Origin of the sequence: Bacillus massilinigeriensis (genome assembly GCF_900117315.1) — a bacterium.
Taxonomy (GTDB): domain Bacteria; phylum Bacillota; class Bacilli; order Bacillales; family Cytobacillaceae; genus Bacillus_BE; species Bacillus_BE massilionigeriensis.
On sequence record NZ_LT630337.1, the window covers coordinates 408,838 to 423,024 of the forward strand.

The 14,187-nt window shown below is 37.3% G+C and carries 11 protein-coding genes, 6 tRNA genes, 2 rRNA genes and 1 pseudogene; 17 read left to right on the top strand and 3 right to left on the bottom strand.

The window, feature by feature from the left end; genetic code table 11:
- The first annotated feature begins 171 nt into the window (after positions 1-171).
- Entirely contained in the window at positions 172-462 is a 291-nt protein-coding gene (locus BQ6100_RS02035; protein ID WP_075980164.1) for a hypothetical protein, read from the top strand.
- Positions 463-519: 57 nt separating this feature from the next.
- Here the strand turns inward: BQ6100_RS02035 and BQ6100_RS02040 are convergent.
- Together BQ6100_RS02040 and BQ6100_RS02050 are read right to left on the bottom strand one after the other, a co-directional pair.
- Positions 520-2,087 (bottom strand): IS3 family transposase gene (locus BQ6100_RS02040; RefSeq protein WP_390622395.1). Its coding sequence is split into 2 segments (ribosomal slippage): positions 520-1,604 and positions 1,604-2,087, totalling 1,569 coding nucleotides; the frame shifts between segments, so codons are not numbered across the junction.
- Positions 2,088-2,217: 130 nt separating this feature from the next.
- Positions 2,218-2,706, bottom strand: a complete 489-nt coding sequence (locus tag BQ6100_RS02050; protein ID WP_075980166.1) for a hypothetical protein — start codon at positions 2,704-2,706, stop codon at positions 2,218-2,220.
- An 80-nt stretch (positions 2,707-2,786) separates the two neighbouring features.
- On the opposite strand from BQ6100_RS02050, the gene BQ6100_RS02055 reads away from it, so the two are divergent.
- From BQ6100_RS02055 to BQ6100_RS02095, 8 genes and pseudogenes are all read left to right on the top strand, one after another.
- On the top strand, positions 2,787-3,665 hold the full coding sequence (locus tag BQ6100_RS02055; RefSeq protein ID WP_075980167.1) for a DUF6414 family protein: 879 nt from the start codon (positions 2,787-2,789) through the stop codon (positions 3,663-3,665).
- Between the two features lie 373 nt (positions 3,666-4,038).
- A complete protein-coding gene (locus BQ6100_RS02060) occupies positions 4,039-4,791 on the top strand; it encodes a GNAT family N-acetyltransferase (protein WP_075980168.1) in 753 nt (250 codons plus the stop codon).
- A 128-nt stretch (positions 4,792-4,919) separates the two neighbouring features.
- Positions 4,920-5,120 (top strand): annotated as a pseudogene (locus BQ6100_RS02070) (acetone carboxylase subunit gamma); the annotation flags it as partial.
- Positions 5,121-5,455: 335 nt separating this feature from the next.
- The gene (locus BQ6100_RS21640; protein ID WP_075980169.1) at positions 5,456-5,695 is read left to right on the top strand and encodes a DUF3658 domain-containing protein; all 240 of its coding nucleotides are present in this window, start codon (positions 5,456-5,458) and stop codon (positions 5,693-5,695) included.
- Between the two features lie 135 nt (positions 5,696-5,830).
- Entirely contained in the window at positions 5,831-6,028 is a 198-nt protein-coding gene (locus tag BQ6100_RS21645) for a hypothetical protein (RefSeq protein WP_235816470.1), read from the top strand.
- A gap of 215 nt (positions 6,029-6,243) precedes the next feature.
- Complete coding sequence (locus BQ6100_RS02085) at positions 6,244-7,311, top strand: hypothetical protein (RefSeq protein WP_141770130.1); 1,068 nt, start codon at positions 6,244-6,246, stop codon at positions 7,309-7,311.
- Positions 7,312-7,975: 664 nt separating this feature from the next.
- Positions 7,976-8,515, top strand: coding sequence for a sigma-70 family RNA polymerase sigma factor (locus BQ6100_RS02090; RefSeq protein ID WP_075980171.1), 540 nt, complete (start codon positions 7,976-7,978; stop codon positions 8,513-8,515).
- Entirely contained in the window at positions 8,508-9,923 is a 1,416-nt protein-coding gene (locus BQ6100_RS02095) for a DUF4179 domain-containing protein (RefSeq protein ID WP_075980172.1), read from the top strand. Before BQ6100_RS02090 ends, BQ6100_RS02095 begins: the two co-directional genes overlap by 8 nt.
- A 288-nt stretch (positions 9,924-10,211) precedes the next feature.
- On the opposite strand, the gene BQ6100_RS02100 is transcribed toward BQ6100_RS02095, so the two are convergent.
- Positions 10,212-11,765 carry an ABC-F family ATP-binding cassette domain-containing protein gene (locus tag BQ6100_RS02100; protein ID WP_075980173.1) on the bottom strand — a complete coding sequence of 518 codons (1,554 nt, stop codon included), beginning with the start codon at positions 11,763-11,765 and terminating at the stop codon, positions 10,212-10,214.
- 957 nt (positions 11,766-12,722) lie between these two features.
- On the opposite strand from BQ6100_RS02100, the gene rrf (BQ6100_RS02105) reads away from it, so the two are divergent.
- The 8 genes from rrf (BQ6100_RS02105) (at position 12,723) to BQ6100_RS02140 (ending at position 14,165) form a co-directional block, all read left to right on the top strand.
- Positions 12,723-12,839, top strand: a 5S ribosomal RNA gene (gene rrf / locus BQ6100_RS02105).
- A gap of 55 nt (positions 12,840-12,894) precedes the next feature.
- Positions 12,895-12,969: transfer RNA gene (locus BQ6100_RS02110), tRNA-Glu, on the top strand.
- A 3-nt stretch (positions 12,970-12,972) separates the two neighbouring features.
- Positions 12,973-13,048, top strand: a tRNA-Val gene (locus tag BQ6100_RS02115).
- A gap of 180 nt (positions 13,049-13,228) precedes the next feature.
- A tRNA-Lys gene (locus tag BQ6100_RS02120) sits at positions 13,229-13,301 on the top strand.
- 52 nt (positions 13,302-13,353) lie between these two features.
- Positions 13,354-13,422: transfer RNA gene (locus BQ6100_RS02125), tRNA-Gly, on the top strand.
- A gap of 417 nt (positions 13,423-13,839) precedes the next feature.
- Positions 13,840-13,956: ribosomal RNA gene (rrf, locus tag BQ6100_RS02130) — 5S ribosomal RNA — on the top strand.
- A gap of 55 nt (positions 13,957-14,011) precedes the next feature.
- Positions 14,012-14,086, top strand: a tRNA-Glu gene (locus BQ6100_RS02135).
- Between the two features lie 3 nt (positions 14,087-14,089).
- Positions 14,090-14,165: transfer RNA gene (locus tag BQ6100_RS02140), tRNA-Val, on the top strand.
- Positions 14,166-14,187 lie beyond the last annotated feature (22 nt).

A 14,187-nucleotide genomic window follows, 5' to 3' on the forward strand; every position in this document is an offset into this window, starting at 1 on the left:
CCCGTGGGCTTAGCTTCGAGGTTTCATTTACTGTACAAGGTCTTTGTTTTTGAATACCTGGTCAATGTTCTGTATCAATTTTAAGATACAACCAATTAATTAACAATTCATTCAAATCGCATCCTCTATATATGATAAAATCAATATACTAGATTTTAGGATGAATGCTATTTGGTATCACGTAAAACTTTAGTAGCAGCTTTGAGTTTGCTAGAAGGAAGAACTCATGCTGAAATTGGTAAATTTTCATTAATACACAGTGTCGAAAATGAAACATTGGGTTCTTCAAAGGCAGAAAGAATTAACAATTTAACCAGATATTTAATATCAAAAAGATTAGAAGAAAGAGAAGCGGTGTTTGTCAATATAGTTGTCGCATTTAGCTACTTTAGTATTTTAATAGAATTTTCTCAATGCCCTAGCTTAGTCAAGGCTACCGCGCTGCGCTTGCTGACCTGGTGATTTGAATCGAAAGGAAAAGCGTGCTTTCGATTCAAATCACCAGGAAAATGGGGAATATTATGATTTCCTCAATGCTCCGGTTTGACTCTCATCTCGTATTGGATTGAGTGCTACTTTCTCATTCGGTGCCCAATTTCTTGTGCTTCTTGACCAACGTTCTGGATGTTTAGCCTTCGCTGCTTCGTATACGTTTTTTCGCCTTTCCAATATGGCTAAATGTGCTCCGGTATGGCACTGTACAGGTGTCACAAAATTTAGCCCACTATGCAGGTGAATCTCGTTGTACCAATGGACAAATTGCTGTGCCCATTTTCTTGCTTCTCCGAGTGATGCAAAACCTTTGTGCGGAAAATCCGGTCGATATTTGAGTGTCCGGAACATCGCTTCTGAGTAAGGATTATCATTACTCACACGTGGTCTTGAAAAGGAACTTTGAATGCCCAATTTCTCTAGTAAACTTAGGAATGTCTCGGCTTTCATAGGGCTACCATTATCTGAATGCAATACGAGTGGTGCACCTTGGATTTTTTCATTGATAACCGCCTTTTTCACAAGCGTTTCAGCGTGTTTTGCCTCTTCTGTTTCCCAAACTTCCCAGCCAACTGCTTTTCTACTAAATAAATCAAGAATTAAATAGAGTCGATAAAACAAACCTTTCACCGGTCCACCAAGCCATGTAATATCCCATGTCCACACTTGATTTGGTGCTGTTGCTAGATGACTCTCAGGGATTCTTCTTTCAGGCTTTTGACTACGACCGCGATAGTGTTGCATTTTTTCTTCACGTAACACACGATAAAACGTGGATTCTGAAGCAATGTAAGTTCCTTTGTCTGCAAGCTTTGGGACAATCTGTGTAGGTGGTAAATCGACGTATTCCTCTTGTTTGACAACTGTCAGAATTCCCTCTTTTTCTTCTTCAGACAACTTGTTTTTCGGTACTGGTCTTTTCGCAAATGGGCGCTGATCGACCTTCACTCCACCCTCTACTACCCAGCGCTCGTATGTCCGTACGCTGATATGAAGTTCCTCACAAGCCTTCGCTAATCGCGCACCGTTTTGATTGGCTTCTTGGATTAGTTCAACTGCTAATGCGCGATTTGACGGGCTAATCATTCTTCCTCGTCGTCCCCCCAAATCGCTTGGGCCTTTTTTCGCAAAAGTAATAACGCTGCAGCTTCGGCTAGTGCCTTTTCTTTCTTTTGTAGCTCCTTTTCTAATTGCTTGGCACGCTTCTGTTCTTCCTTCAATGCGCCATTCAACTGTTTGGCTTGGTCGAATACCTGACCGTTTGCCTGAAGGCACACATTTTTCCATGCTTCAATCTGCTCACGATACAAACCTTTCTTACGACAATACTCGGCAAGCTCCGATTCGTTCATCGCGAACGTCTCCATCACGATTAAGAACTTATCTTGGCTATTCCAATTATCGCTTGTTTGTCCATTGCCAGGTGTTGCCACTCCAGCTGCACGTGCTGCTCTACGCCATTTATATAATGTCACATCTGAAATACCAACTTCTTTTGAAATTCTAGACACAGATTCATTATTTGGGGGCATCATGCGTTTGATAATAGCTTCTTTTTGTTCTTGGGAATACCGTGCTCCATTTTTTTCAGTCATATCGAACGACCTCCGTGTTATTTATTTAACTATAACACTAAAGTATCGTACGACAACTATCCTAACAGAGAGGGATAGTGTACCTCAAAACCGAACCCATTAGAAAAAGAGCCTACTGGCTCTTTTCTCGTTACCTTCTGTAATTGCTCTGAAAATCCAATATAGATTGACAAATTAAATCTTGGATTTTGTATTGAGAGTAATATTCCTCACAGAATTTCTTGAATTCTTCATAAAGCTCTGTGTTCATTTTGAGGCTCTTATTTTCATACTTTGCTACTTTACTGTAAATCCTTTCATCAAGCATCAACAATTTATTGGATTGGTACATTTGGAGCAAACCTTTTAAAGCGTCAAAGTGTTCCTTGATAAAGGCTAGTTCGGCTGATTCATCCTTCTGTTCCGCTTTTAACCGCTCGTCTTCTGATCTTACGAATGGGTAATACTGTTTGTCCGATTGGTGGTAAAAGTAATCTCCGGCCCTCATTTCTTTTGTAAATGTGCTGTATGGGATACCGAACATCTCAGCTACTTTCTTTAAATCATACTTTTGTAATAGAAGGTTCACTTCTTCTACTCTTTTTGATGGTTTCGTTGTAAAGAATGTGTCTTTGTCCATGTGAACAACTCCTTTCCTTTTATGAAGATATAGTATTATAGATAGAAAGAGTCTTATTATTCCAACGGGGAGGAAATGCAATGAAAGAAACCGAAAAGGAATTTGTTTTGCCTATTACAACCTATCTTAATCAAAAGATTGTTTTTGATTTGTTGGCGGTAATAGAGGATGGATTTGCACAAGTAACTAATCTAAATATCTCAACTACAAAAGGTATCACGACAACTGGAAGTGTTGATGGTGAAGGTGGATTTGGGCTTTATGGAGTAAAAACAAAAATTAAAGCTGCATTTGGAAAGGAAAATAATAGTAGGGATGAGAAGATTGCTAATGAAGAAAGAGTACATACCCCAACGTCATTATTTTCAAAGTTAGTATCATTTTTGAATGAAAAAGAATTAATCAAGGATGTATTAAGCAGTGAGGATTTACAACAACTAGAAACAGGTAGTTTCGTAAGGTTCAATAGTGTTTTGGAAAAAAACCCATTAGTTTCATTGTTGGATTCAGTTGAACAAATAGGTGTCATGGCAACGAGTTTTCAAGAAAAAAAGGGTGGTAAAAAGAATAACGATCAGGAAATTCTTAAACAGATTAAGGTAATGAAGAAAGGCTTGGTGGAAAACGGTATTTTAGATTTAATTTGTACGATAAATACCTCTGAAAATTTAAAGGCCGTAATTCCTGTCTATATGGATTATTTTGTTCATAATAATTTGAATGAAATTATTGATGGGAATTATACAGTTATTGGAAAGGTCGTTAAGGTGGTTAATGACTCAGATGATAATATTAATCTATTCAGAAATACTGGATTCAATTTGTTCAAACAAAATACACTCGATGGCTTGTTTAGAACAATGAATAACGGAGTTGACGAACAACTTGACTTTCCAGATATTGAATCCAAAATCTCTGCACCTTCTTTGTTGGTAATACCTATCGCTGTTTATTCTTGATTCGTAATTCAAATTAAAGGTGAAATCCACTGCTCAAGAATATTTGCTATGGTTTGTCTACACCTAGCAATCTACACATGTGGAGACGGTGGCATTGATATCATGGAAAGAAAAATAAGTGGCACAAGTTAGCGTATTTCCGGGCTTTTTTGCAAGGTTGTAGTCTATCAGGGACGCTTGGTGGAGGTTCGGAAACTGTCTATGGAACATATCTACCGCTTAGGGTTTAGGCTGTGGATTAGATGTGGAAGGTTGTGGCAGTGGATTAGAATTTGCGAGTTAGTGGATTAATACTCATAGCAGTTCAGTACACCCGACCGTTTTGAAATTGAGTTAGTGGATTGGATAACAGAGAGAAAGGAGGCATAACTGCATGTCTGAAGAGTTTATTAATATAACACAGGATAACATAGGGGATGAGCATTTATGCTGTATTATCAGGAGCAAGAAACCGCATCCCGGTGTTGAGGCAAAAAGAGCATGGCTTACAAAACGATTAAATGAAGGTCATGTATTCAGAAAACTGAACGCAAAAGGCTGCTGTTTTATAGAATTTGCACCTCTGGAAACAGCATGGACGCCCATAATAGGCAATAACTATTATTACATATATTGCCTTTGGGTCTCTGGCGACTTCAAAGGAAAAGGATACGGAAAAGCGTTGATGGATTACTGTATTTCCGATGCAAAAGAAAAAGGAATGTCTGGCGTTTGTATGCTTGGAGCAAAAAAACAGAAAAACTGGCTTTCCAATCAGGCCTTTGCGAAAAAGTATGGTTTTGAGTCTGTTGATGCTACAGAAGACGGATATGAATTATTGGCTCTTTCTTTTGATGGAACAATACCACACTTTACCGATAAAGCACGAAAGGAGCAGATAGAGAAACAAGAATTGACTATTTATTACAGTATGCAGTGTCCTTTTATTATGCAGAAGATTGAAGAAATAAAACAATACTGTGATGATAATAAGGTTACAGCGTCAATTGTTCCTGTTGATTCTTTAGAAGCTGCAAAGAGCTTGCCTTGTGTTTTTAACAACTGGGGTGCGTTTTATAAAGGCAAATTTGAAACAGTGAACCTATTAGATAAGACTGCAGTCGAAAAAATATTAGAAAGGAAATAGAAAAATGGAATTTCAAACTGAAAGATTAATTCTCCGCCCGTGGAAGAAATCGGACGCAGAGAGTTTATATGAATACGCTAAAGGACCCGTTAGTAGGGCCAATTGCCGGATGACCAATACACACAAGTGTTGGTGAGCTCTACCCGAAGATGCTTGCACCGCACCCGGAGTGGCAAGTGATTCGAGAGTACTACTGTCCTGAGTGTGCGACTCAGCTTGAAGTAGAAGCAGTTACGCCTTGGTATCCAATATTAAAAGATTTCGAACCTGATATTGATGCTTTTTATCATAAGTGGATTAAGCTCCCATTACCACAAGCTAATTCATAGGGAAAAGGGCGGCAGTTATACTGCCGTCTCAGACTGTAGAAACTCGATGAAAATTAAGTTTCTACAGTCTTTTTTGTTTTACAATAGAAGTAGAACAATGCTTGAGGTGATGAGTATGCTTTCTAAATATAATTCTATCCAACGTGATCAGGTTGAAATGATTGCTTTTGATTCGCCACTCGGTAGGTAGGCATCTAACAAAGATGCTATTATATCATTTTGGAACAATCAAGGATGCTCCCATGAAAATGCAGCCACAGTAATCCAGTATGAATAATTTTAGAATATGGAGAAATGGAAGGATACAGATTGTTCCTGAAGACTATTATTAACAATTGATTATTCAAAGAGCAAAATATCTACACAGAAAACCGAAGTTGAAGGGCTTTATGAAATCTGCAAGACTAATCGGTGATGTTCTTGGACAATTAGAACAGTATGTAGGTGATTCGTTTTTAGAATATCGACTTAAAAAACTGATAGAAGCAGGAATATTTGAGTCAGTAGGAAGTCTTGAAGCGATGCGTTTTTATAGTGTGCGATTGAAGCAGTGGTGTTTGAGGAGGATAGTATGAACTGTTTTTGTGAAAGTGAAGAGATATATGATTTAAATAGAAGGGGATGTAGGAGCAGACTCAATTGGGTGCAATAGATGCGGTTGCAATCTAGATATTGAAGACGTTCCGATTTCTTATGGATTAGCTGAAAAATTGTCATTTTGTGCAACGAAATATGGGAAATGGATTGATTGGGATAAGGATACATTGCTTCTTAATGGAATCGACTTAGAAGATCAATTTAATCAGATGGGAGTAGCTTTAACCGAAAAAGTGAAACAAGATCTTGGTGGAAAATATAAAGTGAAATACACACCTTCAAAGAGTGCAAGAAATTACGAAAAAAAATGATTGAAAGTTTTGGCAAGAAAGGCTTGAAGTAATTGGAGATTGTTCCATCGTTTTATCATACAAGGATTCTTTATTTCCTAAAATCACCACTAATATTATCTTTCTATAATCCTATTTCTTTTTGGATATGAAAATTCGATCATTTTTCTAAATACTATTTGTAAAAATAAGTAATATCATATTGAGAAAGAATAAAACCATTTTGAAAGTATGGGATGAAAATGAAAACAATACTGCCGTTTGGAATAAAATACACACCAATGGAAAAGTTAGCATTAATTAACTTTGAGAAGAAACCAGATACAATTTATAAAGGATTAGAGTTGCAATATCTAAATGGTCATGATATTGGAAAAGGATTTCGGATATTGGCTTATAGAAATGATGGATATGTAGATATGTATGATGACATGTCACTAAAGTTTGATCCAAATGAGCAATGCAATGTTGCTGAAAAGGGATTAAATAAGCATATACAAACGAACATAGATAATACTGTTTTTGAAAAAGTAGATGGATGTGTACAAATTTCATTTGATTTTGAGGATTTGGATAAACGAGCGATTCATGTATATATTAAAGAACAGATTAAAAAGAAAAGTACTCCCATGAATTTATTGGCACCCATTGGTTTTGGAAGTAAAAGACCATCATGTCTTCCAATATTTTTCTTACATAACTTTGATTTTATTAGAAGAAAGAATACTATTGTGGATATTCGTATTGATGAGACAGTTTTGAATTTAGATCCTTTTCCATTTCCGTTTCCTATGAATGGACAAATGCGATACTATACAAGATTTTCCATGGAAAGTCAGATTATAGAATTCATTCCAATTGATATGAAAGTGAAAGAAATAGAATTAGATGAGCAGATGCAATATTTTGATCAAGGTATTCAATATAGGTTTGTTAAAACAGCATTCGGGATAGGATTGTCACAAATAGAATTAATGCAAAACAAAAAAGTTGTGATAAATTTTACCCCAGCATTTGTGATGGATGATCAGACTGGTGAGTTTTCCATTTGTCCATCTGAGCAAATGGGACATGTTGACGGGATATTTCAGGTGAAAAGAAATGGTAATTTTGTAGAAATCTCTATCATACCAAATAAAGGGTGGATTAGTGCTCCAAATTCAATGATGACAAAAGTAATATTATCACCTAAATCAATATTTTGTATTTGGTGTAAAAAATATCAATATTTAGCAATGATTGATTTGATAAAGTTGAGTGTAAGGGCAAAATGGATTAATGAGAATCAGAAAGAAAACGCATAGTTTTAGCGCTGTCTATCTCATAAGTATCCCGTGAGGTGTGTTTCATCACAAAGTATATTTAACAGAAATATTCTGTTAAATTGTATAATGATAAATGAATGACTGATGTGGAGTGAATCTCGCGACTCATTTTAAACAAGGCAACAGCCCTTCTGAGGCGTTGCCTTGTTACATGTCTTGTAACGATTTATAAAACTGTATTGAATATGAATATTGCCATCGCTTTGACAAGTGATCTTCTAAAACAGAGAACGGAGGACCTGCGGCGCTAATTCCTTTCCTTCAGGTTAGGAATTTACTTAAGCATTTGTCCGATATTAATCAGGCCCAAACAGGAGAGAGACCTTGATTAATGATTGCTAGTGATGATTTTCTTTGCTGCAATGGCTCTCGGCTTACCTGACCTCTTATTTTAAGTGACTTAAGGGCGATTCACACGGTTATTCTGTTTGCAGTTTTTCCATGTCGAACACTACCTAAACGACAGCTTTTTGACAGAGTGGCATCTCTGACCCAGGTGAAATTTATACTTGTAACGTTAATCTAACCTTTTGAGAAATAAATTGCACCATTTTGCTTTAGGTATATATCGAAAATTTATTATTGATTTTTGAAACTTTTTCTAAAGATTAATTTCACTAATAGTTGAAAGGGGTTGAGAGAGATGGAGTTAGAGAATGAAAAGATGGTTAAAAAAGCAATCAGGGGCAATAAAAAAGCTTTTGAACATCTCATGAAGCAGCATTATGAACGAATCTACCGGACTGCTTATCTTTATGTACATAACGAAGAGGATGCATTAGATGTCGTTCAAGAGACAACGTATCAAGCCTTTAAGAGTATTCATTCGTTAAAGCATCCGGAATATTTTATGACTTGGCTTACAAAAATCATTATCCGTTGTGCTGGCCAAATTCTTAAGAAAAGAAATAATATTGTACCGCTAACGGATGAAGTATTGTCAAATTTAACAGTAACCTATCATTCAGGCTATGACGAAGGCATAAATCTATTAAATGTGATTGGACAGTTAAAAGAGAATTATCAATCCGTTATTATTTTGTTTTACTACTATGATTATTCAATTAAAGCCATTAGTGAAATCATGGAAATCCCCGAAGGAACGGTAAAAACTTATTTAAGTAGAGGAAAAGCCGAATTAAAAAAGTCTTATAAAGAAGAGGAGGGCAAATGCAATGGATAACAAAGAAGTAAAAAGAGCGATTGAAAAAATAGTAGTACCAAAAGAAAAAGTGTTTCACGCTATTGATAAAGGCATAAAAATGTCAGATCAAGGTAGAAAAATGAAAAAAAAGAAAGTTCTTGCAGGTTCAATTGCTGCCGCTGCTCTTCTTGGAATGACTGTTGCCTCTGGTTTTATTAATCCTACTATGAACAGAGTATTAGCGATTGCACCCTTAATTGGCGGGATCTTTCAAGAGTTTGGTGATTCAATGGGTGTTGAACTTGCGAATCAAGATGCAGTTACAGAATTAAATCAATCCTTAACTAAAAATGGAGTGACTGTAAAACTTACCAGCGCTTATTTTGATGGTAATGTGGTTTCAATTACCGGATTTGTTGATAAAAATGTTGAAAAAGGGCATAACGAAAAAGGGGAAGTAAGTTTTGATGTAAACTTTGAACATAATAAAGGGGACAATGACCCTTGGCTAAATGGAAAGTCGACTGACATTAAGAAAGTTAAGGGAGGATATAATTTTCAATGGAAAATGGAATATCCTTATAAGACTATTAAAGCTAATTTTTCTCTACCTATCACAATTCATTATATAAACGGGATAAAAGGTGAATGGAATTTTGACATCCCAATTCAACAGGAAAAAAACAGTTCACTCGCTATTGATCAAGAGCAAGAGTATCCAAAAGAAGAGGTCAAAATCCGTATAAAGGAAATTCTTAACGCAAAAGCGTCATCTTCGCTAATCTATGAGACAGTTCAGAAATACAAGAGTGATGATATTCATTTCTCTAAAGCAATTGATGAAAATGGAAAGGTATACAGGTTTGGAAACGGAACGATACTTGAGGAATCAGTTCAAGAAGATGGATATCATAGAACGATTCGTACTGATATGACCAAGTTGAATTCAACAATTACTTCCCTTACATTTTTTCAGACGATAAATGTAGCAGATCCAAAAGTAGAACAGCTACTGAACAAAACATCATTTACCTTTAATAGCAAACGTCTTGGTTTAGACATGCAGGTAAATGACATTACTCGAAAAGGAAATAAACTCGTAATCGATTATCAATTCACCGGTCTGTCAAAGAGATTAAGTAGGCAGCAGCTTGGGGTGTTTGAAAATAACTTGCAGTATGAGTTGTTGTTGGTAGATAAAGATTATATTGGTGAAATTGATCCTAAAAATCCAGTATCACCTGAAAACCATAGCATCCACTTGAATATGGTGAAAACAATCAATAAAAAGATAGCACGCTTCCAATCTACATTCGATTTAGACGGAGAAGAAAAAATTAAGAACTTTAAGCTGGAAAATACAATCTTTCAGTTCAATTTTTCAAACTTTGTTCCGGCGAAGGATTTAAAACCATTTACAGTTGAACTCCCTAAGGAAGAAGAATAATCATACCAGGTATCTTTAGTGTTGCCCCATACACTCATCAAAGGTGGAAGTTGTAGAAAAATTAATATTGAAATAGAAAGAAGCTCATTCCAATTTTAGTTTGGATGAGCTTTTTGAGGTACAAGGGGACAGGTCCATCGTCCCGTAAAAAAAATCTAATTAAATTTTATAAGAATATAATGTCGAAAAAATTCTGCATATAACCAAGTCTTCGCAGAGCTTTTTCTTTTTGTCCAAGGGAGGGATTGGGACAAGGAACCTGTCCCTGTGTCCCTTCTTAACCATTATTTAAAACACTTTCGTAGTCCAATCCTCACAATTCCAAACATCGGTCGCAATTTCACGATAGAATTCTGGTTCGTGGGATACCATCAAGATACTTCCTCGATATGCCTTTAAAGCACGCTTTAATTCTTCTTTTGCATCCACATCCAAGTGATTGGTAGGTTCGTCTAGTATTAATAGGTTCGTTTCGGTGTTTAAAATTTTACACAAACGAACTTTGGCTTTTTCACCACCAGAAAGGACTTCAATTTTACTTTCAATATGTTTCGTCGTTAGTCCACATTTTGCAAGAGCGGCACGGACTTCCGCTTGATTCATACTTGGGAACTCGTTCCAAATCTCTTCAATACAAGTATTGTAGTTAGATTGTTTCACTTCTTGCTCGAAGTAACCGATGTATTGATACTCACCACGTTCCACTTTACCAGAAATGGGTTTAATCAATCCAAGAATACTTTTTAACAGAGTAGACTTACCAATCCCGTTTGCACCCACGAATGCAATTTTTTGTCCACGCTCCATTTTCAAATTTAGAGGGCGAGAAAGAGGTTCATTGTAACCAATAACAAGATCTTCAGTCTCAAAGATCCAACGACTAGATGAACGAGCTTCTTTGAACTTAAATTCTGGTTTCGGTTTCTCTTTCCCCAATTCTATAATATCCATTTTGTCGAGCTTCTTTTGACGAGACATTGCCATATTACGAGTCGCAACACTTGCCTTGTTACGAGCAACGAAATCCTTTAAATCAGCAATTTCTTGTTGTTGACGCTTGTAGGCAGCCTCTAGCTGTTGCTTCTTCATTTCATATATTTTTAAGAAGTTATCATAGTCACCAACATAGCGATTCAACTCTTGGTTTTCCATGTGATAGATCAAGTTAACAACATTATTCAAGAATGGAATATCATGTGAAATCAAGATAAACGCATTCTCATATTCCTGTAAGTAGCGCTTCAACCATTCGATATGCTGTTCATCTAAGTAGTTCGTAGGCTCATCTAGTAATAGGATTTCAGGCTTTTCTAGCAAAAGCTTAGCTAGCAAAACTTTCGTACGTTGCCCACCGCTAAGATCATCTACATCTCGATCGAGTCCAACATCGTCTAATCCTAGACCACGTGCAACTTCTTCCACCTTTGAATTAATTTGATAGAAGTCATTACTATCTAAAGTTTCTTGTAGCTCTCCAACTTCTTCAAGTAATGCATCGATATCAGCACCTTCATCGCCCATTTTTGCATAAAGTTCATTGATTTCTGATTCAGCATCAAACAGATATTGAAAGGCAGAACTCAAAGCATCACGCATTGTAGTACCTTTTTGAAGGACAGCATGCTGATCCAAATAACCAACACGAACTTTTCGTGACCACTGAACTTTCCCTTCATCGGGTTGCAATTTACCAGTAACAATATTCATGAAGGTAGACTTACCCTCACCATTTGCTCCAACTAGTCCAACATGCTCCCCTTTTAATAGTCGAAAAGACACATTATTAAAAATCGCACGATCACCAAAGCCGTGACTTAAATTTTGTACATTTAATACACTCATTTTTTTAACCCCTTATCTAATGTCACATGTGGATATCTTACTAGATTTTGGCTGTTTTTTCTACTTGAAGTTTTTTCTTGTGAGAAAGGTGGATTTAGTGCCTGGACCCAATGTGTTAAAGTGTAAACGTACTGGGGCAGGTACCAAATTCAAATTATAGAAGCTCAATATTTTGTTATTTAATATCTTTGTTCTTCTATAATAATATGTCCAAGCTTTATACTCTCGTTGTTACAACTTCAAATTGATTAATGAAGAGGTCAATCTTTTTTATTTAATCGTTTGTAAAAAGTATTTCTTGATGTAAATGTTAAACACATTTAAAAAATTAAAATCATTGATCTTTCTAGTGTTTTACCTATTTCAGGATTTGTAAACTGGTCTCGATGGATAACAACATGAGTGGGTCGAATCCTTTTGTTTCACTAGCAACTAGGACATTAATTTCAAGATAGAAACAAGAGGAAATTGACCATGTTTCATAATATATAAAAATAACATATTAGTTTTTTTGTAAAAGGTGTTGACTTTTATATAACACGATAGTAATATAATAAGAGTCGTCGCTGAACGGCGATGAAAGACGAAAGAAAATGTTAATATATATATGACTTTGAAAAAATAACCTTTAGGTTTACCTTTGATAAATATTATTTCAAAAAAATAATATTGACGGTTTTGAAATCATTTGATATATTAATATCTCGTCTCGAAAATAGTTCTTTGAAAACTAAACAAAAGCAGAAACGTCAACGTTAATTCTATTTATAAATGAAGAGCTAATCTTACTCTTTTTCGGAGAGTTTGATCCTGGCTNATCAGGTAGATAGGTTTGAGGTGGAAGCGTGGCGACACGTGGAGCTGACAAATACTAATCGATCGAGGACTTAACCAATTGAGTTTAATGATGTTGTACGTTATCTAGTTTTGAAGGAATAAATCCTTTATAAATAAGAGTCTGGTGACGATGGCGAGAAGGTCACACCCGTTCCCATACCGAACACGGAAGTTAAGCTTCTCAGCGCCGATGGTAGTTGGGGGTTCTCCCCCTGTGAGAGTAGGACGTCGCCAGGCACAGCCCCATTTTTGGGGCTATTATTTTGTTTTATTGTTGAGGAAAATATTGTATGGCCCCTTGGTCAAGCGGTTAAGACACCGCCCTTTCACGGCGGTAACACGGGTTCGAATCCCGTAGGGGTCACCAAGTGGAGGATTAGCTCAGCTGGGAGAGCATCTGCCTTACAAGCAGAGGGTCGGCGGTTCGAGCCCGTCATCCTCCACCATTTATAAGTTACCAAAGAGAGCCATTAGCTCAGTCGGTAGAGCACGATCGATTATGCTCCTTTGAATAAGCTTCAGAGTACGCATTGAGCCGCTTCTTGGACAAGCTTTCTGAAATGCGGACGTCGTAGATGCTAATACTTCAAAGATTTTTATTGAGTTATTATTAATTATTTTATTGAGAGCCATTAGCTCAGTTGGTAGAGCATCTGACTTTTAATCAGAGGGTCGAAGGTTCGAGTCCTTCATGGCTCACTAGTGTGCGGGTGTATTGGATGATTTCCGGCACCCGCATTTTAATGCGGAAGTAGTTCAGTGGTAGAACACCACCTTGCCAAGGTGGGGGTCGCGGGTTCGAATCCCGTCCGGACCGCCATTTTTATACCAGTAGGTTTCAACTGTTAATATATAGTATGTGTGGCTCAGTAGCTCAGTCGGTAGAGCACGACCGAATATGCTACGAAGCGAAGGCATCAGCGCACAAAACGAGAAGCATCTCGAATANCTAGTAAGATCCCTGAAAGATGATCAGGTAGATAGGTTTGAGGTGGAAGCGTGGCGACACGTGGAGCTGACAAATACTAATCGATCGAGGACTTAACCAAATAGAAAAGCGGAGGCGACTGTTCAGCTTCGACAGACGTTGGAGAGCCGGCGCTGCAAATCCCGATTTTTGGATTTGTAGGGACGGATCGAAACGGCCGAGAAGCTAGGAGCCGGAGCTAGACAATTTTAGTTTAATGATGTTGTACGTTATCTAGTTTTGAAGGAATAAATCCTTTATAAATATGAGTCTGGTGACGATGGCGAGAAGGTCACACCCGTTCCCATACCGAACACGGAAGTTAAGCTTCTCAGCGCCGATGGTAGTTGGGGGTTCTCCCCCTGTGAGAGTAGGACGTCGCCAGGCACAGCCCCATTTTTGGGGCTATTATTTTGTTTTATTGTTGAGGAAAATATTGTATGGCCCCTTGGTCAAGCGGTTAAGACACCGCCCTTTCACGGCGGTAACACGGGTTCGAATCCCGTAGGGGTCACCAAGTGGAGGATTAGCTCAGCTGGGAGAGCATCTGCCTTACAAGCAGAGGGTCGGCGGTTCGAGCCCGTCATCCTCCACCATTTATAAGTTAACAAAGAGAGC

What these genes read in the sequence shown, in the direction of transcription:
- BQ6100_RS02050 (WP_075980166.1), bottom strand. Translation starts at nt 2,706, where the DNA reads ATGGACAAAGACACATTCTTTACAACGAAACCATCAAAAAGAGTAGAA.
- BQ6100_RS02100 (WP_075980173.1), bottom strand. Translation starts at nt 11,765, where the DNA reads ATGAGTGTATTAAATGTACAAAATTTAAGTCACGGCTTTGGTGATCGT.
- BQ6100_RS02085 (WP_141770130.1), top strand. Translation starts at nt 6,244, where the DNA reads ATGAAAATGAAAACAATACTGCCGTTTGGAATAAAATACACACCAATG.
- BQ6100_RS02055 (WP_075980167.1), top strand. Translation starts at nt 2,787, where the DNA reads ATGAAAGAAACCGAAAAGGAATTTGTTTTGCCTATTACAACCTATCTT.
- BQ6100_RS02090 (WP_075980171.1), top strand. Translation starts at nt 7,976, where the DNA reads ATGGAGTTAGAGAATGAAAAGATGGTTAAAAAAGCAATCAGGGGCAAT.
- BQ6100_RS02095 (WP_075980172.1), top strand. Translation starts at nt 8,508, where the DNA reads ATGGATAACAAAGAAGTAAAAAGAGCGATTGAAAAAATAGTAGTACCA.
- BQ6100_RS02060 (WP_075980168.1), top strand. Translation starts at nt 4,039, where the DNA reads ATGTCTGAAGAGTTTATTAATATAACACAGGATAACATAGGGGATGAG.